This window comes from Levilactobacillus sp. FUA 3915 (assembly GCF_044053135.1).
GTDB classification, from domain to species: domain Bacteria; phylum Bacillota; class Bacilli; order Lactobacillales; family Lactobacillaceae; genus Levilactobacillus; species Levilactobacillus lanxiensis.
On the sequence record NZ_CP168704.1, the window covers coordinates 2,595,632 to 2,615,150 of the forward strand.

15 protein-coding genes are annotated in these 19,519 nt (G+C 51.1%); all 15 read left to right on the plus strand.

What is annotated here, in order from left to right; translation table 11 throughout:
- Positions 1 to 48: 48 nt before the first annotated feature.
- The 15 genes from ACEPST_RS11990 to ACEPST_RS12060 all read left to right on the plus strand — a co-directional run bounded on the left by ACEPST_RS11990 (position 49) and on the right by ACEPST_RS12060 (position 19,496).
- Complete coding sequence (locus tag ACEPST_RS11990; RefSeq protein ID WP_204121451.1) at positions 49 to 4,386, plus strand: PolC-type DNA polymerase III; 4,338 nt, start codon at positions 49 to 51, stop codon at positions 4,384 to 4,386.
- Positions 4,387 to 5,463: 1,077 nt separating this feature from the next.
- A complete protein-coding gene (locus tag ACEPST_RS11995) occupies positions 5,464 to 5,724 on the plus strand; it encodes a hypothetical protein (protein WP_236000748.1) in 261 nt (86 codons plus the stop codon).
- A gap of 127 nt (positions 5,725 to 5,851) precedes the next feature.
- On the plus strand, positions 5,852 to 6,325 hold the full coding sequence (rimP, locus tag ACEPST_RS12000) for a ribosome maturation factor RimP (RefSeq protein ID WP_204121450.1): 474 nt from the start codon (positions 5,852 to 5,854) through the stop codon (positions 6,323 to 6,325).
- Positions 6,326 to 6,346: 21 nt separating this feature from the next.
- The gene (gene nusA / locus ACEPST_RS12005; protein ID WP_203645485.1) at positions 6,347 to 7,612 is read left to right on the plus strand and encodes a transcription termination factor NusA; all 1,266 of its coding nucleotides are present in this window, start codon (positions 6,347 to 6,349) and stop codon (positions 7,610 to 7,612) included.
- A 26-nt stretch (positions 7,613 to 7,638) separates the two neighbouring features.
- Positions 7,639 to 7,935, plus strand: a complete 297-nt coding sequence (rnpM, locus tag ACEPST_RS12010) for an RNase P modulator RnpM (protein WP_125579840.1) — start codon at positions 7,639 to 7,641, stop codon at positions 7,933 to 7,935.
- The gene (locus ACEPST_RS12015) at positions 7,928 to 8,230 is read left to right on the plus strand and encodes a L7Ae/L30e/S12e/Gadd45 family ribosomal protein (protein ID WP_203637347.1); all 303 of its coding nucleotides are present in this window, start codon (positions 7,928 to 7,930) and stop codon (positions 8,228 to 8,230) included. Before rnpM ends, ACEPST_RS12015 begins: the two co-directional genes overlap by 8 nt.
- 47 nt (positions 8,231 to 8,277) lie before the next feature.
- Positions 8,278 to 10,770 (plus strand): translation initiation factor IF-2, encoded by a 2,493-nt coding sequence (infB, locus tag ACEPST_RS12020; protein WP_204121449.1) that lies wholly within the window; start codon positions 8,278 to 8,280, stop codon positions 10,768 to 10,770.
- Between the two features lie 19 nt (positions 10,771 to 10,789).
- Positions 10,790 to 11,140: a 30S ribosome-binding factor RbfA gene (gene rbfA, locus ACEPST_RS12025; RefSeq protein WP_204121448.1), complete on the plus strand. Its 351-nt coding sequence runs from the start codon at positions 10,790 to 10,792 to the stop codon at positions 11,138 to 11,140.
- 503 nt (positions 11,141 to 11,643) lie between these two features.
- Positions 11,644 to 12,555 carry a tRNA pseudouridine(55) synthase TruB gene (truB, locus tag ACEPST_RS12030; RefSeq protein ID WP_395390909.1) on the plus strand — a complete coding sequence of 304 codons (912 nt, stop codon included), beginning with the start codon at positions 11,644 to 11,646 and terminating at the stop codon, positions 12,553 to 12,555.
- A 22-nt stretch (positions 12,556 to 12,577) separates the two neighbouring features.
- On the plus strand, positions 12,578 to 13,534 hold the full coding sequence (gene ribF, locus ACEPST_RS12035) for a riboflavin biosynthesis protein RibF (protein WP_204121446.1): 957 nt from the start codon (positions 12,578 to 12,580) through the stop codon (positions 13,532 to 13,534).
- 638 nt (positions 13,535 to 14,172) lie between these two features.
- On the plus strand, positions 14,173 to 15,210 hold the full coding sequence (gene hrcA / locus ACEPST_RS12040) for a heat-inducible transcriptional repressor HrcA (protein WP_203637351.1): 1,038 nt from the start codon (positions 14,173 to 14,175) through the stop codon (positions 15,208 to 15,210).
- Between the two features lie 20 nt (positions 15,211 to 15,230).
- Complete coding sequence (grpE, locus tag ACEPST_RS12045) at positions 15,231 to 15,815, plus strand: nucleotide exchange factor GrpE (protein WP_204121445.1); 585 nt, start codon at positions 15,231 to 15,233, stop codon at positions 15,813 to 15,815.
- A gap of 36 nt (positions 15,816 to 15,851) precedes the next feature.
- On the plus strand, positions 15,852 to 17,723 hold the full coding sequence (gene dnaK, locus ACEPST_RS12050; RefSeq protein WP_204121444.1) for a molecular chaperone DnaK: 1,872 nt from the start codon (positions 15,852 to 15,854) through the stop codon (positions 17,721 to 17,723).
- Between the two features lie 170 nt (positions 17,724 to 17,893).
- Positions 17,894 to 19,042 carry a molecular chaperone DnaJ gene (gene dnaJ, locus ACEPST_RS12055; RefSeq protein ID WP_204121443.1) on the plus strand — a complete coding sequence of 383 codons (1,149 nt, stop codon included), beginning with the start codon at positions 17,894 to 17,896 and terminating at the stop codon, positions 19,040 to 19,042.
- A gap of 304 nt (positions 19,043 to 19,346) precedes the next feature.
- The gene (locus ACEPST_RS12060) at positions 19,347 to 19,496 is read left to right on the plus strand and encodes a teichoic acid D-Ala incorporation-associated protein DltX (protein WP_125762847.1); all 150 of its coding nucleotides are present in this window, start codon (positions 19,347 to 19,349) and stop codon (positions 19,494 to 19,496) included.
- Positions 19,497 to 19,519: the final 23 nt, after the last annotated feature.

The window sequence follows — 19,519 nt, forward strand, 5'->3', positions numbered from 1 at the left end:
TTTTTGGTTCCTCACAGAAATGTTTCAAGTGATGAAAGGAGTTTCCTCGTGGACGAAGATCGCCATGCTTTATTTGAAAAATTATTACAACAACTAGATCTGTCTGCCGCTGCGACGCAACCGTATTTCCAGACGGCCACTATTGACCGGCTCACGGTGCACGAGCAATCACGGCGGTGGCACTTCTTCTTGAAGTTACCAAGTTTGATGCCGTTCACGGCTTTCGTTGATTTTCACAATCATTTACAAATGGCCTTTAAGGATATCGCCAAGGTTGAGGCCACCTTGGAAGTGGACCAGCCGGAGCTGACGAATCGGGCGCTCGGGGACTACTGGAAGTGGGTCGTTGAGAACAGCGGCTTGACCAGTAACCTGGTGCAGGAATTGTGTCAGTCACAGGTTCCGGGACTGGACGAGGATAACCGCGTTCTGTTATATGCGCAAAATGAAGTCGTCAAAGACTTCTTGACCAATCAGGCCCTTGGCCCGTTGGAAGCCACGTACCGGGATGCCGGTTTCCCTAAGTTTAATATCAAGGTCATGGTCGACGAATCTAAGTCCCAGGCCAAGATTGATGAATTCAAGGCTCGTCAGGAAAAGAACGATGCCCAGCTGGCCCAACAGGCAGCTGCAGCAATCGAAAAGGCCAATCAGAAGCGCGCCGCTCAGGGCGATACGCCGGCTGCGGAGGGTCCTACTCAGATTGGGAAGACCATCAAGGGTGACCAGCCGATTACCCGGATGGTGGATATCACCCAAGAAGAACGTTCCGTGGTGGTTGAAGGTTACGTCTTCGACAAGGAAGTGCGGAAGTTACGGTCGGGTCGGCAACTGTTGACTCTGAAGATTACCGACTACACGTCCTCGTTTGCCGTGAAGAAATTTTCGCGGGGAGCGGAGGACGAAGCCCAATTTGCTGGCGTTGAAGAAGGTAGTTGGGTCAAGGTTCGGGGGAGCGTGCAGGAAGACACCTACATGCATGACCTGGCCTTGAACGCCTACGACATTAACCAAGTGAAGCACGCCACGCGCCAGGATACGGCACCGGCCGATGAGAAACGGGTCGAACTTCATTTACACACGTCCATGAGTCAGATGGACGCGACGAACCCCATCACGGATTACGTGAGCCGGGCGAAAAAATGGGGGATGCCAGCCCTGGCCATTACCGATCATTCTGACGTGCAGGGATTTCCTGCCGCCTTTAATTCGGGGTCTAAGGCAGGCATCAAGATGCTCTACGGGGTGGAAGCCAACCTGGTGGACGATGGGGTACCAATTGGGTACAACAGCGCTCACGAGGCCTTAGATGGCGCCACGTACGTTGTCTTTGACGTGGAAACCACCGGGTTGTCCGCCATTTACGATAAAGTTATCGAACTCTCGGCGGTCAAGATGCAACATAAAAACGTGATTGAACAGTTTGAAGAGTTCATTGATCCTGGGTTTCCGCTGTCCGAGCAGACGACCAATTTGACCAGTATCACGGACGATATGGTTGCCGGTTCTAAGTCGGAAGAGGAAGTCTTTAAGCTCTTCCGTGAATTCTGTGGGGATGCCATCATCGTTGGGCATAACGTCACGTTTGACGTCGGGTTCATGAACACCGGGTACCAGCGTCACGGGATGCCGGAAATCAGTAACCCCATCATTGATACCTTAACGTTGGCCCGGTTCTTGTACCCAACGCTGAAGAGTTACCGGTTGAATACCTTGGCGAAACGCTTCCATGTCAGCCTGGAGCACCATCACCGGGCCGTCTACGATGCGGAATCCACGGGACACTTGAATTACCTGTTCTTAAAGGATGCCGAGGACCGCTATAACATTCAGTACCATGATCAGTTGAATGATCACATGACCGACAATGATGCCTACAAGCACGCGCGGCCGAGCCATGCCATTCTGATTGCCAAGACCCAGGACGGGTTGAAGAACATGTTTAAGCTGGTTTCGGCTTCGAACGTGGATTACTTCTACCGGGTGCCTCGGGTACCGCGGAGCTTGCTGGATAAGTACCGAGACGGCATCATTGTCGGGTCGGCTTGTTCCTCGGGTGAAGTCTTTACGGCCATGATGCAAAAGGGTCAGGTCGAGGCGGCGGCGAAGGCTAAGTATTATGATTACTTGGAAGTTCAACCCAAGGCGGCCTACAAACCCCTGATTGATTCCGGCTTGATTGCTGACGAAGCCAACCTGGAAGAAATCGTGGGCAACATGGTCAAGCTGGGGCACGACCTCAACAAGCCCGTCGTGGCAACCGGGGATGTGCATTATCTGGATCCGGAAGATTTCATTTACCGGAAAATCCTGATTCACTCCCAAGGGGGCGCCAACCCCCTGAACCGTCACGAATTGCCAGACGCGCATTTCATGACGACTAATGAGATGTTGGATGACTTTGCTTACCTGGGACCGGAAACGGCCAAGGAAATCGTGGTCACCAACACACAGAAGATTGCCAACGACGTGGACGAGGTTCATCCGTTAAAGGATAAGCTGTACACGCCTCGCATGGAGGGTGCCGAGGATGAAATTCGGCAACGGACCATGGATACCGCGCACGCGTGGTATGGCGATCCACTGCCCGAGTTGGTCCAACACCGGGTCGACCGGGAACTGAAGTCCATCATTGGGAACGGGTTCTCCGTGATTTATTTGATTGCCCAACGGTTAGTAGCCAAGTCCAATAAGGACGGGTACTTAGTTGGGTCACGGGGGTCCGTCGGGTCCAGTGTCGTGGCCACGTTCACCGGAATTACCGAAGTGAACCCGTTGCCACCACACTACCGGTGCCCGAACTGCCAGTATTCTCATTTCTATACCAAAGGGGAATACAGTTCCGGCTACGATTTACCTGAAAAGAACTGCCCCAACTGTGGGACGTTAATGATCGGTGACGGCCATAACATTCCTTTCGAAACTTTCTTAGGGTTTAAGGGAAACAAGGTCCCCGATATTGATTTGAACTTCTCCGGGGACTACCAACCGATTGCCCACAACTATACCAAAGTCTTGTTCGGTGAGAAAAATGTGTACCGGGCCGGCACGATTGGGACGGTGGCGGACAAGACCGGTTACGGGTACGTTAAGGCTTACGAACGGGATACCGAGCAGAACTTGCGGGGCGCCGAAATTGATCGGCTAGCCAAGGGTGTGACCGGGGTCAAACGGAACACGGGTCAACATCCCGCGGGGATCATTGTTGTGCCGGACTACATGGATATTTACGACTTTACGCCGATCCAGTACCCAGCCGATGACCAAAACGCGGCTTGGCAAACGACCCACTTCGATTTCCATTCGATCCATGATAATATTTTGAAAATTGATATTCTGGGGCATGATGATCCCACGATGATCCGGACGCTCCAAGATTTATCCGGGGTCGATCCGCAGACCATTCCGATGGATGATCCCGGGGTCATGGCGTTGTTCTCTGGGACGGATTCCTTAGGCGTGACGCCAGAAGAAATTCAATCCAAGACGGGGACGCTGGGTGTGCCTGAATTTGGGACGCGGTTTGTCCGGGGGATGCTGGAAGAAACGCATCCGCAGAACTACTCGCAACTCCTTCAAATTTCTGGACTCTCTCACGGGACCGACGTGTGGTTAGGGAATGCCGAAGAGTTGATCAAGAACGGTACCGCCACCATCGCCAACGTGATTGGGTGTCGGGATAACATCATGACCGACTTGATCAACTTCGGCCTTGATTCCGAAACGTCCTTCCAGGTCATGGAACACGTGCGGAAAGGCCGGGGTATCCCGGATGAATGGCAAGAGAAAATGAAGGAGACCGACTGCCCGGACTGGTACATTGATTCTTGCTTGAAAATCAAGTACATGTTCCCACGGGCCCATGCCGCAGCCTACGTGTTGATGGCGTTGCGGGTGGCCTACTTCAAGGTCTACTTCCCAATCATTTACTACGCCGCTTACTTCTCTGTCCGGGCCGATGACTTTGACGTCGTCGCCATGTCACAGGGGAAGACGGCGGTTAAGGCGGCCATGAAGGCCATCAACGACCAGGGGATGGACGCGTCCACCAAGGACAAAAACCTCCTGACCGTGTTGGAATTGGCCAACGAAATGCTCGAACGGGGCTTCAACTTCAAGATGATCGACCTGGAACGTTCCGACGCTGCCGATTGGATTATCGATGGGGACACGCTGATTGCGCCATTCCAAGCCGCACCTGGCTTGGGATTGAACGTCGCCAAGCAAATCGTGGCTGCCCGCAACGACCGGCCGTTTATTTCCAAGGAAGACCTGGCCAAGCGTGGGAAGGTCTCGAAGACCATCATCGACTTTATGACTGAGAACGGCGTGCTGAAAGGCTTGCCGGATGAAAACCAACTCAGCCTCTTCGACGACATGATGTAACCGCTCCTGACTCTAGGTTGTGTTGGCCGTGCCTTGCCGGGCGAGAAAAATGGGCCGGAACGCTGGGGGCAGGACGGCCAGAGCCAAAGGGCGGTCTCTGCCCTCGCTTTGAACCACCAAAACCGTGTTTCAAAGTCGCCATTTTCTAAGCAAGTCACTTAGAAAATCCCCCGGCTGAGCCCATTTTTCTCGCCCTATCGGCTTACATGGTGGAGAAGTCAGCAGATGCTACTTCATTGACTATGTCTTGTTAGGGTGTGGCGTCACGTGGAAGCTGGTTCAACTGGCGGTCACAGCGCCTTACCGGGCGGCGAAAATAAACCGGAACGCTGTAGGCGGACAGCCGAAGCCAAAGAGCGGTCTTCGGCTTCGCTTTGAGCCTCAAAGGACGAGTCTCAAAGACGCCAATTGCCTTGGCGAACCGCCAAGGCAATTCCCACAGCTGGGTTTATTTTCGCCGCCCTCACGGCTGACACCAGTTGAACCCGGTTCACGGCAACATCAGGTTACCTTGTATGATATTGTGTTAAGAAGGCAGAATTCCTATTTGGGGTTCTGCCTTTTTGTTTACTTTTTTTGTTTTTTAAAGCCAACACTGAAAGTTTTGAAAGAGTGATGATGACGGGAATGATTTTGGTCAAACGAGTTAGTTCGATGACCGTTAAATTGCGCGTTAGAAGTTGCTAAAAGTATTTCCAGTTTACGTGACTGCCAATATGGCCAGTTAACCATGATTCTGGGCTAAGACAGTGTAAGCCGCAGGTCTGGTGAAAATGGGCTCAGCCGGGGGAATGCCCTTAGTGGCGCACTTTGCCGCTTAGGGCATTGATATCTTTGAGACGCGTTTCTCAGCGGCTCAAAGTAAGACCGGAGACCGTCCTTTGGCTCCGGTCGTTCGCCCACAGCGGACCGGTCCCATTTTCACCAGACCGGAGGCGCAAACACAGTCTTAATGCCCAAACAGTCGGACTGTAAACGCTTACAAAATTCGCTAACTATGTTATAATTTACTTAAGGAAAACGTAAACCATTAATAAACTTTAGCGAAAGCGGGTGTTCACCATGTTACGGCGGTTCGTGCGATTACCAGATGGGTGGATTTTTCTGGCAGGTTATTGTTTGCTTGGCTTAGGTTACATTTTGTTCGGTATCATGGCGAGCGTGGGTGAGGCCACGTTCTTGGCGATGGTGTTAGCCTACTTCGTGGTGGCTTTCATCCTCACGCTGATTAAGGCCATTAGTTTAAAGTCGGTGTCCACGACGCGATTAAATTTCTTAGTCTTTGAATTTATCACGATTGTCGGCTTCGTTTTACTCCTGTTAACTTGTGAAGCGTAAGGGGCCCGACGGTTGCAATCACGCGGTAGCTGTAGTAAACTAGCTCTTGTAGTTAAACTCGTTTTTTAAATGAGTGAGCAGTCATTGCTCACTCTTTTTAATGGAAAAATATAGGAGGCGGAATTCTTTGAGTACTGTCGTCGAGACCGTGACGGCCTTAGCCCAGCCAATCGTGGCGCAGCATCAGTTTGAACTAGTTGACGTTGAATTTGTCAAAGAAGGTAAGAGTTGGTACCTGCGGCTCTACATCGATAAGCCGGGGGGCATCAACATTGAAGAATGTGCGATGGTCAGTGATGAGATATCCGAAAAGATGGATAGCTTGGATCCAGACCCCATTCCTCAAGCCTACTTCTTGGAGGTATCCTCACCGGGTGCTGAACGACCATTGAAGAAGCCGGCCGACTTTGAAAAAGCTGTCGGGGATTACATCCACGTATCCCTTTACCAAAAGATCGGTAATAGCAAGGTTTATGAAGGAACTTTGGAATCATTAAGCGCAGATAGTATGGAGTTAACGGTTAATTTAAAGGGTCGTATCAAGACCTTAACGATTCCCCGCGACGCCATTGCGCAAGCCCGGTTAGCTATCAAGTTCTAACAATAAGGAGCGAAACAACACATGAGTAAAGAATTATTGGGTGCCTTAGATGTTCTGGAAACGGAAAAAGGCATCGACAAACAAATCGTGATTGACGCCCTCGAAGCCGCTTTGGTTTCGGCATACAAGCGTAATTACGACCAAGCCCAAAACGTTGAGGTCAACTTTGACCAACGGAAAGGGGACATTCACGTCTTTGCCGTTAAGAAAGTCGTTGACCAAGTCTACGATTCACGGCTGGAAGTTAGCCTGGATGAAGCCCTGACCATCAACAAGGGTTATGAAATTGGCGATGACATCAAGTTTGAGGTCACCCCTAAGAACTTCGGTCGAATCGCTGCACAAACGGCCAAGCAGGTGATCCTGCAACGGGTTCGTGAAGCCGAACGGAACATCATTTACAACCAATACAGCCAATACGAAAATGAAATCGTGACCGGGGAAGTTGAACGCCAAGATTCACGGTTCGTTTACGTTAGCTTAGGTAAGGTTGAAGCCGTGATGGGTCGTCAGGATCAAATGCCTAACGAAACTTACCGGATTCACGACCGCATCAAGGTCTACGTGACCCGCGTGGAAAACGCCACCAAGGGCCCACAAGTCTTTGTTAGCCGGACCCACGCCGATTTATTGAAGCGGTTATTTGAACAAGAAGTCCCAGAAGTTTACGATGGGACTGTGGAAATCATGGCGATTGCGCGTGAAGCCGGTGACCGGGCCAAGGTTGCGGTTCGCTCAAACAACCCTGACATCGACCCCGTGGGGACCAGTGTTGGCCCTCGTGGTCAACGGGTTCAGACCATCGTGAATGAACTCGGTGGTGAAAACATGGATATCGTTGAATGGACGGATGACGAAGCCAAGTTTATCGCTAACGCGTTGAACCCAGCCGAAGTTCTGGATGTTATCTTTGACCCGAACAACGAACGGGCTTGCCAAGTTATCGTGCCAGACTATCAATTATCCCTGGCCATTGGGAAGCGGGGCCAAAACGCCCGTTTAGCCGCTAAGTTGACCGGTTATAAGATCGATATCAAATCAGAATCCGAAGCATCTGCTATAATGGAAGCTGATCAGACTGCTAGCGACGATACGACTGAAGCCAGTGATGTTTCTGCCGCAGCGACGCCTGATGAAGACGCGGCCGCAACTACTGAAGCCACGACGGACGTTCCATCAGCTGAGACTGAAACGACTGAAGATGCCGCAACGGCAACCCCAGCTGATTCAGCAGCGGATACCGACGCCACTAGTGACGCTACCGACGACGGTGACGACGCCGAATAGCGCCATTTACAAGGAGGGTTAGGTCCATGAAACAACGGAAGATCCCCATGCGCAAGGATATTGTGACTGGGGAAATGGCACCGAAGAAACAATTGGTGCGGGTCGTCCGCAACCAAGAACAAGCGGTCAGCATTGATCCGACCGGCAAGCAATCCGGGCGTGGGGCTTACATCAGTTTGGATGTAGCCATTGCGCAACGGGCCAAGAAGGAACGGACCTTTGACCACGCCTTTGGTGTTAAGATCGATGATCAATTTTACGATGATTTAATTGCGTACGTTGATCATCAGCAAGCACGACGGGAATTATTCGACAATGACTAATCCCGAGCGCGCCTTACAATTATTAGGACTGGTCCGGCGAGCAGGTAAACTGGTTACCGGCGAGTCCTTTGTCCTAGCCGCCGTACGGGATCGATCAGCTAAATTGGTACTCATGGCCAGTGATACTGGTAAGAGTAGTCAAAAGCAATTCCGTGATAAAACGACGAGCTATGACGTCCCATTGAATGAATCATTTACTAAGGACCAACTGAGCACGGCCATCGGGTCGGCGCGCACGGTCATCGCAATTACTGATCCGGGATTTGTCCGGAAGTTACAACAATTACTTGAGTAGCCACCTGACGTTCTCGTGATCGGTAGAATATTAAGGAGTGTGAAGATATGGGGAAAAAGCGAATCTATGAACTCGCAAAAGAAATTAATGTCTCCAGTAAACAGATCATCGCGAAAGCCGAAGAAAAAGGCTTTCCGGTGAAAAACCACATGTCAACGCTCGGCGAGAACGAAGAACGTCAGTTACGGGCTGCTTTTAAGCCTCAAGGCAAGCCAGCAGCTAAACCAGCCGCTGGTAAGTCGCAGCCGGCTCGGCAATCTGCGTCAAGTACGCAGGCTGCGCGACCAGCACAATCCGGGAACCAAACCCGTGGCAACGCAACGACTCACCAGAATCATGGGAGTTCGCAGCAGTCCGGTAACCAGCAGAAGTCATCGACGAACGGGAAGCAACAACGTTCACAGCAGAATTCAGCTGGCGGGAACCGTAACCAACAGAACGGCAACAATGGCAACCGGAACCATAATAATGGTAATGGGGGCAACAATCAGAATCACCGTAACAACAATAAAAATAATGGCCAGACCGGGAGTACACACACTGAGCAACACAATTCCGGTACCGGCAGATTTGGTGGAAGCTTGAATAATAATACAAACAATAGTAACGGCCGGCGTAGTAGCAACGGTGGCAACGGCAATAGCCGTGGGGGCCGTAATAACCGGAACAACCGCAATAACCGCCGTCGTAATAATAACAACAATAATCGTTACAAGAAGAACCAACGGATTAAAGACACGAACCAACACAAGGGCGCACCAGAACGGAAGAACAAGGCTTTACCAGAAGTTTTGGTCTATTCCGATGGGATGAACGCCCAAGACTTGGCCAAAATCTTACACCGTTCTTCAGCTGAAATCGTGAAGAAACTCTTCATGTTGGGCGTCATGGTCAACCAAAACCAATCCCTGGACAAGGACACGATTGAAATTTTGGCCGATGACTACGGCATCAAAGCCCAAGAAAAGGTTGAAGTCGACGTTTCTGATATCGACAAGGCCTTTGAAGAAGAAATGGCCAACAAGGATCACCTGGTTAGCCGGGCACCAGTCGTTACCATCATGGGTCACGTTGACCATGGGAAGACGACGTTGTTGGACCACTTGCGTCATTCTCACATTACTGAGGGTGAAGCCGGTGGGATCACGCAGGCCATTGGGGCTTACCAAGTCCACTACAATGACAAGCTGATCACCTTCTTGGATACCCCAGGACATGCGGCCTTTACTGAAATGCGGGCCCGTGGTGCCGAAATCACCGACATCACTGTCTTGGTGGTTGCTGCCGATGATGGGGTTATGCCACAAACCATCGAAGCCATTCACCATGCGAAGGCTGCTGGGACGCCAATTATCGTGGCTGTGAACAAGATTGATAAGCCAGGTGCTAACCCGAACCACGTCATGGAACAATTGACGGAATACGAATTGATTCCTGAAGACTGGGGTGGCGACACCATCTTCGTTGAAATTTCAGCGAAGTTTGGCAAGAACATCGACGAACTGCTCGACATGATTTTGCTGCAGTCCGAAGTCTTGGAATTAAAGGCGAACCCTGAACAAAACGGTGCTGGGAACGTTATCGAAGCCCGTTTGGATCAAGGTCAAGGCTCCGTTGCGACTTTACTGGTTCAACAAGGGACCTTACACGTTGGGGACCCAATCGTTGTCGGGAACACGTTTGGTCGTGTCCGGACGATGGTCAACGAACGTGGTCGTCGGATTAAGGACGCCGTACCATCAACCCCTGTTGAAATTACTGGGTTGAACGACGTGCCAGAAGCTGGGGACCGGTTCGTGGTCTTCAACGATGAAAAGACGGCTCGGGCAGCCGGTGAAGAACGGGCCAAGGAAGCCTTGGTCAAGGAACGCCGGAACACGAGTCATGTCACGTTGGACAACCTCTTCGATTCCCTTAAGGAAGGCGAAATGAAGGAAGTCGACGTGATTATCAAGGCCGACGTTCAAGGTTCCGTTGAAGCTTTAGCTGGGAGTTTGAAGAAGATCGACGTCTCTGGCGTGCGGGTCAACATCATTCACTCTGCTGTTGGGGCCATTAACGAAAGTGATGTCACTTTGGCGGAAGCCTCAGATGCCATCATTATCGGGTTCAACGTCCGCCCAACACCACAAGCACGGGCCCAAGCCGACAGCGACAAGGTCGACATTCGCCTGCACAACGTCATCTACAACGCCATCGATGAAATTGAGACGGCGATGAAGGGGCTGCTGGAACCAACCTACGAAGAAGAAATCACTGGTGAAATTGAAGTCAAGGATATCTTCCATGCCTCTAAGGTCGGCACAATTGTCGGTGGGATGGTGACTGAAGGTTACGTCAGCGCTGATAGCGACGTCCGGTTGATCCGTGACGGCGTGGTCATTTACGAAGGTAAGCTGGGTAGCTTGAAGCGGTTCAAGGACGACGTCAAGCAAGTTAAGATGGGTTACGAATTAGGGTTAACTATCGAGAACTACAACGACATCAAGGTAGACGACGTGATCGAAGCCTACGTGATGAAGGAAGTTCCCGTTAAATAAATAATCGGAGGCAAACGCCATGGCACAATATCGAGTTGGCCGGTTGGAACAAGAAATCCAGCGGGAAGTTACGGATATTCTCCTAAAACGTGTCCGCGATCCGCGGGTCGAGGGCGTCACCGTTACCGGTGTGGAAGTCACCGGTGACTTGCAACAGGCAACGATTTACTACAGTATCTTATCCGACAAGGCTTCTTCAGCGGAAAAGACGCAGCAAGGTCTGAACAAGGCCACTGGGTTGATCCGGTCCGAATTGGGTTCACGCTTAAGCATCTACAAGACGCCAGAGCTGAACTTCGAACAGGACTCTTCCGTGCGTTACGGGAGTCATATCGATGAACTGTTAAATGATTTACATCACCGCGAGTAATCGCAGGTGCTAGAAGGGCGTCGGTCGTTAATGACCGGGGTCCTTTTTCTGTGCGGTGGTGGTTAACGCGCACGACGACAACGTAATTCTGGGGTTTCCATTAGCCAGCAACCTTTTGTCTGTGGTAAACTATATGAGCTATGCATCTTAGGATTAATTAAAGCAACTTGATAGCCAAATGAGACGTGTTATTGCATGAATGCGGGACCAATTAGTCTGGACTGCAGGATTGGTGAAAATGGGTGGCTAATGTAAGCGACCAGAGGCGAATCAAAATTCCCGGCCGTGTCGATGCTCTTAGCTGAGCGATTTTCTCAGTTTAGAGCATGGGACGACCTTGGAGACTGGTGTCCTTCCAGGCTCCAAGGCGAGCTGGAAGACCGGGTCTCAGGCTGGAAGCGTTCCCCACAGCAGGGGGTTTTGAACCCGCCGCCGGAAGCGACTGGTTAGAGACCTTATTTTCACCAGTAACTAACACATAGAAATGAAATGGAGGAACCAGCATGGATGGGATTATCCCCCTGTATAAAGAACGCGGCATGACCAGCTTCGACTGTGTTGCCAAACTGCGTCACATTTTACACACAAAAAAAGTTGGCCACAGTGGCACACTGGACCCCAGCGTCGACGGTGTTTTGCCAATTTGTATTGGCTCAGCGACGAAGGTCGTTCCGTACCTGATGGCCTCCGGTAAAATGTACCGGGGAACCGTCACGTTAGGCTTTGCGACCACGACCGAAGATTTAGATGGTGAGGTCGTGGAGAAGCAATCGTTGACCACGCCGTTCACCTTTGAACAATTAACGGCTGCGACGGCGAAATTGACCGGGACTATTCAACAGACCCCGCCGATGTTTTCCGCGGTCAAGGTCAACGGGCGTAAGCTGTACGAGTACGCGCGTGCTGGTGAAACGGTTGAACGGCCCACGCGGACGATTACCGTCGACCATTTTACGTTGACTGATGCCGGGACCTTTGACGCCGACGCAGGAACCCAGACCGTGGCCTTTGAAGTGGCCTGCTCCAAGGGAACCTACGTCCGGACGCTGGCCGTTGACCTGGGTCGCCAACTTGGCGTGCCCGCAGTCATGGCCTCGTTGACGCGGCACAAGAGTGGAGGTTTTACCTTGGACCAGACGGTGACGTTGGATCAGGTAGCCGAAGCCATGGCCAATGAAGACTTGAGTCCCATCTTACGGCCAATCGACTATGCCTTGGCTGAATACCCACACGTGGCTCTGAGCGACCGTGTCTGGGCTTTAGTGAAGAACGGGGTCTTCCTGACAACGGAAGAGGTGGACGGCGCTACGGCACCGGAAATCGCCTTGACCTATCAAGGCGCGACCAAGTGTCTGTACCAGTGGTCTGAAGAAAAACAACAATATAAACCGCTAAAAATGTTTGCGGTGAACTAAGTTTTGAGAAGAGGAATTTCCAATGGAAGTTATTCACATACATCACCCCTTAGATGCACGTCAGATTCCCGATGAGCCGGTCGTCTTGGCCATGGGCTTTTTCGATGGCGTTCACCGGGGGCACCAGGCGGTCATCAACCGGGCGAAGGCGGTGGCACAAGCCAAGGGCGTCAAGCTAGCCGTCTTGACTTATGATCACCATCCAGCCCTGGTTTACCGGCCATTACAAGCGGATGATCAAAAATATTTGAGTCCCATCAAACGGAAGCTACAACAACTGGACCGTTTGGGCGTTGACCGGGTATTTTTAGTGAACTATACCGGTGATTTTGCTTCACAAACGCCCCAGGAGTTCGTTGACAACTACCTGGTCGGTTTTCACACGGTGGCCGCAGTAGCGGGCTTTGATCACACCTACGGCAAGAAGGACGTGGCCAACATGGACTTGTTGCCAGGCTACGCTCAGGGCCGTTTTGAGGTGGTTACCGTTCCCGAAGAGGCTAACGGCACGCAAAAGGTGAGCTCCAGCCATATTCGCGAAGCCATGAAGGCGGGAGACATTGACTTGGTTAACCAATTACTGGGCTATACCTACCGTTCGACCGGGCTGGTCGTTCACGGCGAGGCCCGTGGCCGGACAATTGGGTACCCAACAGCCAACGTGTTGGCGCCCCAGGACGAATGGATCCCCGGTATCGGTATCTATACGGCTCGGCTTAAGGTCGGCGCCATCTGGTACCCTGGGATGGTCTCTGTGGGGCGCAACGTGACCTTTGGGGATAACCGGCCCATCACGGTGGAAATGAACCTGTTGGACTTCCAGGGCGACCTGTACGGCGAACCCGTTGAGGTCGAATGGCACCACCGGCTTCGTGGCGAGGTCAAATTCGATGATGCGGATGGCTTAGTGGCCCAGTTGAAGCAGGACGAGGACGATACGCGGGCCTACTTCCAGCAACTAGCAGCGCACGAATCGTAACGGGCTAAACTAGTCTTTGTTGGCGCCTCCGGGCTGGTGAAAATAGGCCGTGACGCTGTGGGCGCACGTCTGGAGCCGAAGGGCGGTCTCCAGACTTACTTTGAGCCGAAGACCACGTCTCAAAGACAGCAGTTGCCTAAGCGGGAAACCCGCTAAGGCAACTCCCACGGCTGAGCCCATTTTCACCAACCCTGCGGCTAGCACTGGTTTGGACCGTGACACAGTCGTTTTTGAGTCCTGTGTCGTTGGTTGAAAGTAATGTTGGCCAGTGTAATTTGAAATTAACTTAATCATATTTCACAATAAATCGTGTCACGCACTTCCTGAAACCAGGTTGTGGCGTGGCATTTTTAATTTGTGCTCGGCTATTTTGACAAATTAATTGGGTGAATGTCGGGGACGTGTTACCATCTGGCGTGGTGATACTGGTGGTAACGGCTATTATTGGTTTAGGACCGGTTACCCTTAAAAATCACCAAAAATGGGTATTTTTCTCAGTAAATTCCAAAAATTAGCACTTAATAGCAACGATTGCTAAAAATTCTACCAGATTTCTTGACTTCAAAACCGGGTTTTGCTACATTATATATGTGTCTTAGCACTTGTGATGTTTGAGTGCTAAAAAAGGGGTGATTGTGATGCTTTCAGAAAGACAAATGATGATTCTGCGAGCCGTTGTCCGCGACTTTACTAACACTGGTGTGCCAGTGGGGTCCAAGACATTAGCCAAGCAGTTACCCATCCACGTAAGCTCAGCGACAATTCGTAACGAGCTGGCGGCGTTGGAGGAGCAGGGGCTCATTGAGAAAACCCACTCGTCTTCCGGTCGAATTCCTTCTGGCGAAGGTTACCGGTACTACGTCGACCACCTGGTTAAACCAGATCCGTTACGGCCCAACGATATGGACGTGATTCAGTCTTCGTTAGGCGGCGATTTCCATAAGATTGACGAAATTATTTCGCAATCGGCAACGATTTTGTCCAACCTGACCAGCTACACGGCCTTTACGTTGAAGCCTGAATTGAAGAACAGTCGTCTCAGTGGGTTCCGGTTAGTGCCACTCGGCAAGCGGCAAGTGATGGCCATCCTCGTCACCGATAGTGGTGACGTGGAGAACCAGACCTTCGACGTGAACGAGACGGTGACTGGCGACCAGCTTGAGGCGGTCGTCCGGTTGATTAATGATCAGCTGGTTGGTTTGACGTTGCCAGAAGTCTTACAGAAGTTACAAGCAGATATTCCGATGAAAATTGCCAATTATTTACAGAGTCCTGAGGGCTTCCTGGATATCTTTGGCGACGTGCTCACCCGGGCCGCACAAGAGCGGTTCTACGTGGGCGGTCGGCTCAACCTGTTGAACTTCTCACAGGACAGTGACGTGGATTCACTGAAGTCGTTGTATTCATTGATCGATAAGACCGATGACATTGCCAACGTCCTGGGGCAACCGAGTGATAAGATTTCCGTGCAAATTGGAAATGAAATGACCAACGATGCGCTCCGTAACTTCAGCTTGATCACCGCCACCTACGACGTCAACCAGCACGGCAAGGGTATGATCGCCATTCTGGGGCCAACCCGGATGCCATACTCACGGATGCTGGGAATTGTCGGTGCGTTTCGTGAAGAGCTCGCGAAAAAACTATTAGATTATTATCGGTTTTATGACGAGTAAAGAAAGGGAGGTTTTTTATCGTGGCTGACAAGCAACAACCATCCACTGATGATGAAACTGCGGCAAAGGCCGCCACTACTAAGCAAGACCCAGACAAGACTGAGCAAGGCACAGCAGCGGAACCCAAAGCCGCCGCTAAGCCAACCGTTACGGCTGAACAGTTAGCCGCCGTGCAAAAGAAGGTGGATGACTTCGAAGACAAGTATCTTCGGGCCGAGGCGGAAGTGCAGAACATGCAGGCGCGTTACCAAAAGGAACAAGCGTCGCTCATCAAGTATGATGGTCAGCAACTCGCGAAGGATGTGCTCCCCGTGATTGATAATTTGGAGCGAGCTTTAGCGGTTGAAGCGACCGATGATGCCAGCAAGCAGATCAAGAAGGGTGTTCAGATGACCTATGACCACATGGAAGACGCGCTGAAGCGTAACCACGTGACCGAGATCGAAGCACTGGGCAAACCATTTGATCCAACGTTACATCAGGCTGTTCAGTCCGTACCCGTTAGTGATGGACAAACGGCTGAAACAGTGGTTAACGTGCTGCAAAAGGGCTACCAATTGAAGGACCGGGTTCTCCGGCCGGCAATGGTTGTCGTGGCACAATAAATTTATAAATAAAAACTAAAAAAGAGGGAATTTTTGATGGCAAGTAACAAGATTATCGGAATTGACTTAGGGACGACGAACTCTGCTGTCGCCGTTCTCGAAGGTAGCACGCCTAAGATCATCGCGAACAAGGAAGGCGCCCGGACGACGCCATCCGTTGTCGCTTTTAAAGACGGCGAAACGCAAGTTGGTGAAGTGGCCAAGCGCCAAGCAATCACCAACCCTAACACCATTTCATCTATCAAGAGTCACATGGGTGAATCAGGTTTCAAGGAAACGATTGATGGCAAGGATTACACGCCAGAACAAGTTTCCGCAATGATTTTACAACACCTGAAATCATTCGCCGAAGATTACATTGGCGACACGGTTGACAAGGCCGTTATCACGGTCCCAGCTTACTTCAACGATGCCCAACGGCAAGCGACGAAGGATGCCGGTAAGATTGCTGGCTTGAACGTTGAACGGATCATCAACGAACCAACGGCCGCTGCTTTGGCTTACGGTTTGGACAAGCAAGACAAAGATGAAAAAGTCATGGTCTACGACCTTGGTGGTGGGACCTTTGATGTTTCCATCCTGGACTTAGGTGACGGTGTCTTCGATGTGCTCTCCACGAACGGGGATACGCATTTAGGTGGGGACGACTTTGACCAAAAGATCATGGACTGGTTGATTGCCGGCTTCAAGGACGAAAACGGTGTCGACTTATCCAAGGATAAGATGGCTGTTCAACGGTTAAAGGACGCTGCTGAAAAGGCCAAGAAGGACCTTTCTGGTGTGACTGAAGCCTCAATCAGCTTGCCATTTATCTCCGCTGGCGACAACGGCCCCTTGCACTTGGAAAAGAGCTTGAGCCGTGCTAAGTTCAACGAATTGACTGCTGACCTGGTTGAAAAGACCCGGATCCCCGTTGAAAATGCGTTGAAGGATGCTGACTTACAAGCTAGCGACGTTGACGTTGTCATCTTAAACGGTGGTTCTACGCGGATTCCAGCCGTGCAAGAAGCTGTACAAAAGTGGACGGGTAAGGAACCTAACCACTCCATCAACCCTGATGAAGCCGTTGCTTTAGGTGCCGCCGTTCAAGGTGGGGTCATCACCGGTGATGTGAAGGACGTTGTTTTACTTGATGTGACGCCATTATCCTTGGGTATCGAAACCATGGGTGGGGTCTTCACCAAGTTGATCGACCGGAACACGACCATTCCTACCAGCAAGTCACAAGTCTTCTCAACTGCTGCTGACAACCAACCAGCCGTTGATATCCATGTCTTACAAGGTGAACGGCCAATGGCTGCTGACAACAAGACGTTGGGTAACTTCCAACTCGCTGACATTCCAGCTGCCCCTCGTGGTGTTCCTCAAATCCAAGTAACGTTCGATATCGACAAGAACGGGATCGTTAACGTTTCTGCCAAGGATATGGGAACAAACAAGGAACAAAAGATTACCATCAAGAGCTCCGACGGCCTGTCTGACGACGAAGTTGAAAAGATGATGAAGGAAGCTAAGGAAAACGAAGCTGCCGACAAGCAACGTAAGGAAGAAGTCGACACTAAGAACGAAGTCGACCAATTACTCTTCCAGACCGACAAGACGTTGAAAGACGTTAAGGGTAAGGTCTCTGACGATGAAATCAAGAAGGCTGAAGATGCCCGCGATGCTCTGAAGAAAGCCCAAGAAGCAAACAACTTGGACGACATGAAGAGCAAGAAGGACGACCTGAACAAGATCATCCAGGACCTCTCCGTCAAGTTATACCAACAAGCACAACAGGCACAACAAGCACAAGGTGCTGACGGCGCTGCTGCTGGCCAAGCTAGCGGTGATGCTAAGAGCGATGGTAAGGATGACGATACCGTTGACGGTGACTTCCACGAAGTTAACGACGACGATAAGAAGTAATCTTACCGTCAGTGTGTAAGCAGAAAGTCAGAGTCCGTGGGGCTTTGGCTTTTTGTTTCGAGTATGCTATTCTTACTAGAGGATGTTTTAACAGCTGAATCGGTTGTACCGAGTCTAGTTAGCGAACGACGCTAGTAACGGAAATATCGGAATTGATTGGGAGGAAAAAGATGGCGGAAACGGACTTATATGGCGTACTGGGCGTCGCAAAGGATGCCAGCCAAGCAGAAATTAAAAAGGCCTATCGCAAATTGTCAAAGAAGTATCACCCGGACTTGAATAAGGCCCCTGATGCGGCGGAGAAATTCAAGGCCGTGCAGGATGCCTATGACGTTTTGGGTGACGAGCAGAAGCGGTCTAACTATGATCAATATGGTTCCGCTGATGGCGCACAAGGCGGTTTCGGTGGTTTTGGCAGCGGTCAACAGGGTGGCTTCGGCGGCTTTGGTGGCGGCGGTGGTTTCGACGACATCTTTAACCAATTCTTTGGTGGCGGTGGCGGGCAACGTAACCCGAACGCCCCACGGCCAGGTCGGGACCTGCAATACCAAATGGACTTGAAGTTTGAAGAAGCCATCTTTGGGAAGAAGACCAAGATCAAGTATACTCGTGAAGCCCAATGCCACACCTGTGGCGGGAACGGCGCTAAGCCAGGGACTTCACCCGTCACTTGTCACCAATGTGGCGGTTCCGGTTATGTCACGACTGAAACCAACACGCCACTGGGCCGGATGCGGAGTCAACAACCTTGTCCTGTCTGCCACGGTACGGGCCAAGAAATCAAAGAAAAGTGCCCAACCTGTGGGGGTACCGGTCATACGGAAGACCAACACGAAGTTGAAGTCACCATCCCAGCTGGGGTCGATGACGGACAACAAATGCGGTTACAGGGCCAAGGCGAAGCCGGTCAAAACGGTGGTGGCTATGGTGACCTGTTTATCATTTTCCAAGTGGAACCAAGCAAGGACTTCCGGCGCGATGGCACGGAAATCTACTTTAACCAAGACGTCTCATTTGTCCAGGCAACCCTGGGGGATGACGTCACGGTCAAAACGGTCCACGGTGACGTTAAGCTGAAGGTGCCAGCCGGTACCCAAGGCGGCACGACCTTCCGTTTGAAGGGCAAGGGTGCACCAAGATTGCGGGGCAATGGTAACGGTGACGAACACGTGACCGTGAAGGTTGTCACACCTAAGAACTTGAATAAGGGGCAACGCGATGCCTTACGTGACTTTGCGAAGGCCAGTGGCGAAAGTGTTACAGGTACTGGCAAAGGAAACTTATTTAACAAAATGCGCGACAAGTTCAACGAAAATTAAGCATGGGTTAAGAATGCGTAAATAGTTGATATATCAAGGCTGCTGACGATTGTCAGTGGCCTTTTTTGATGGGCAAAATAACCGTGACCCCCCTGAAATGAAAAGAAAGGTTTAAGGTTGAGTGAGGTTGTTTGCAATCCGGGTAGGGCAATGATATTCTCAGAACATAAGGAGCGTGGTAGGGACCACATAAGCTCCAGGCTTAGCCAGCGTCGATTCGTCGGGGAGTTACCGATCTGGTTAAGTGGTGTACGGACGTCGACTTTGGGGGCGAATCGGTCGACAAACTTTGGGGGTGAATTTCATGAGAGCAAAGTGGCTGGCTTTATGGCATCAGCCGGTGGTCGCTTTTATTGGCTGGACCTTATTCTACTTTGTGATTTTGATGGCGTTGGTTTATTTATACGGGTATAGCGGTTTGAATAATTCAACGTTCATTTACAACGAGTTCTAGTTGCGAGAACAACCAGCTCGCGG

Excerpts from the sequence above, each read along its gene's own strand:
- ribF (WP_204121446.1), top strand. The coding sequence starts at position 12,578 with ATGGAAGTTATTCACATACATCACCCCTTAGATGCACGTCAGATTCCC.
- hrcA (WP_203637351.1), top strand. The coding sequence starts at position 14,173 with ATGCTTTCAGAAAGACAAATGATGATTCTGCGAGCCGTTGTCCGCGAC.
- infB (WP_204121449.1), top strand. The coding sequence starts at position 8,278 with ATGGGGAAAAAGCGAATCTATGAACTCGCAAAAGAAATTAATGTCTCC.
- truB (WP_395390909.1), top strand. The coding sequence starts at position 11,644 with ATGGATGGGATTATCCCCCTGTATAAAGAACGCGGCATGACCAGCTTC.
- dnaK (WP_204121444.1), top strand. The coding sequence starts at position 15,852 with ATGGCAAGTAACAAGATTATCGGAATTGACTTAGGGACGACGAACTCT.
- rnpM (WP_125579840.1), top strand. The coding sequence starts at position 7,639 with ATGAAACAACGGAAGATCCCCATGCGCAAGGATATTGTGACTGGGGAA.
- ACEPST_RS12060 (WP_125762847.1), top strand. The coding sequence starts at position 19,347 with ATGAGAGCAAAGTGGCTGGCTTTATGGCATCAGCCGGTGGTCGCTTTT.
- dnaJ (WP_204121443.1), top strand. The coding sequence starts at position 17,894 with ATGGCGGAAACGGACTTATATGGCGTACTGGGCGTCGCAAAGGATGCC.
- rbfA (WP_204121448.1), top strand. The coding sequence starts at position 10,790 with ATGGCACAATATCGAGTTGGCCGGTTGGAACAAGAAATCCAGCGGGAA.
- ACEPST_RS12015 (WP_203637347.1), top strand. The coding sequence starts at position 7,928 with ATGACTAATCCCGAGCGCGCCTTACAATTATTAGGACTGGTCCGGCGA.
- nusA (WP_203645485.1), top strand. The coding sequence starts at position 6,347 with ATGAGTAAAGAATTATTGGGTGCCTTAGATGTTCTGGAAACGGAAAAA.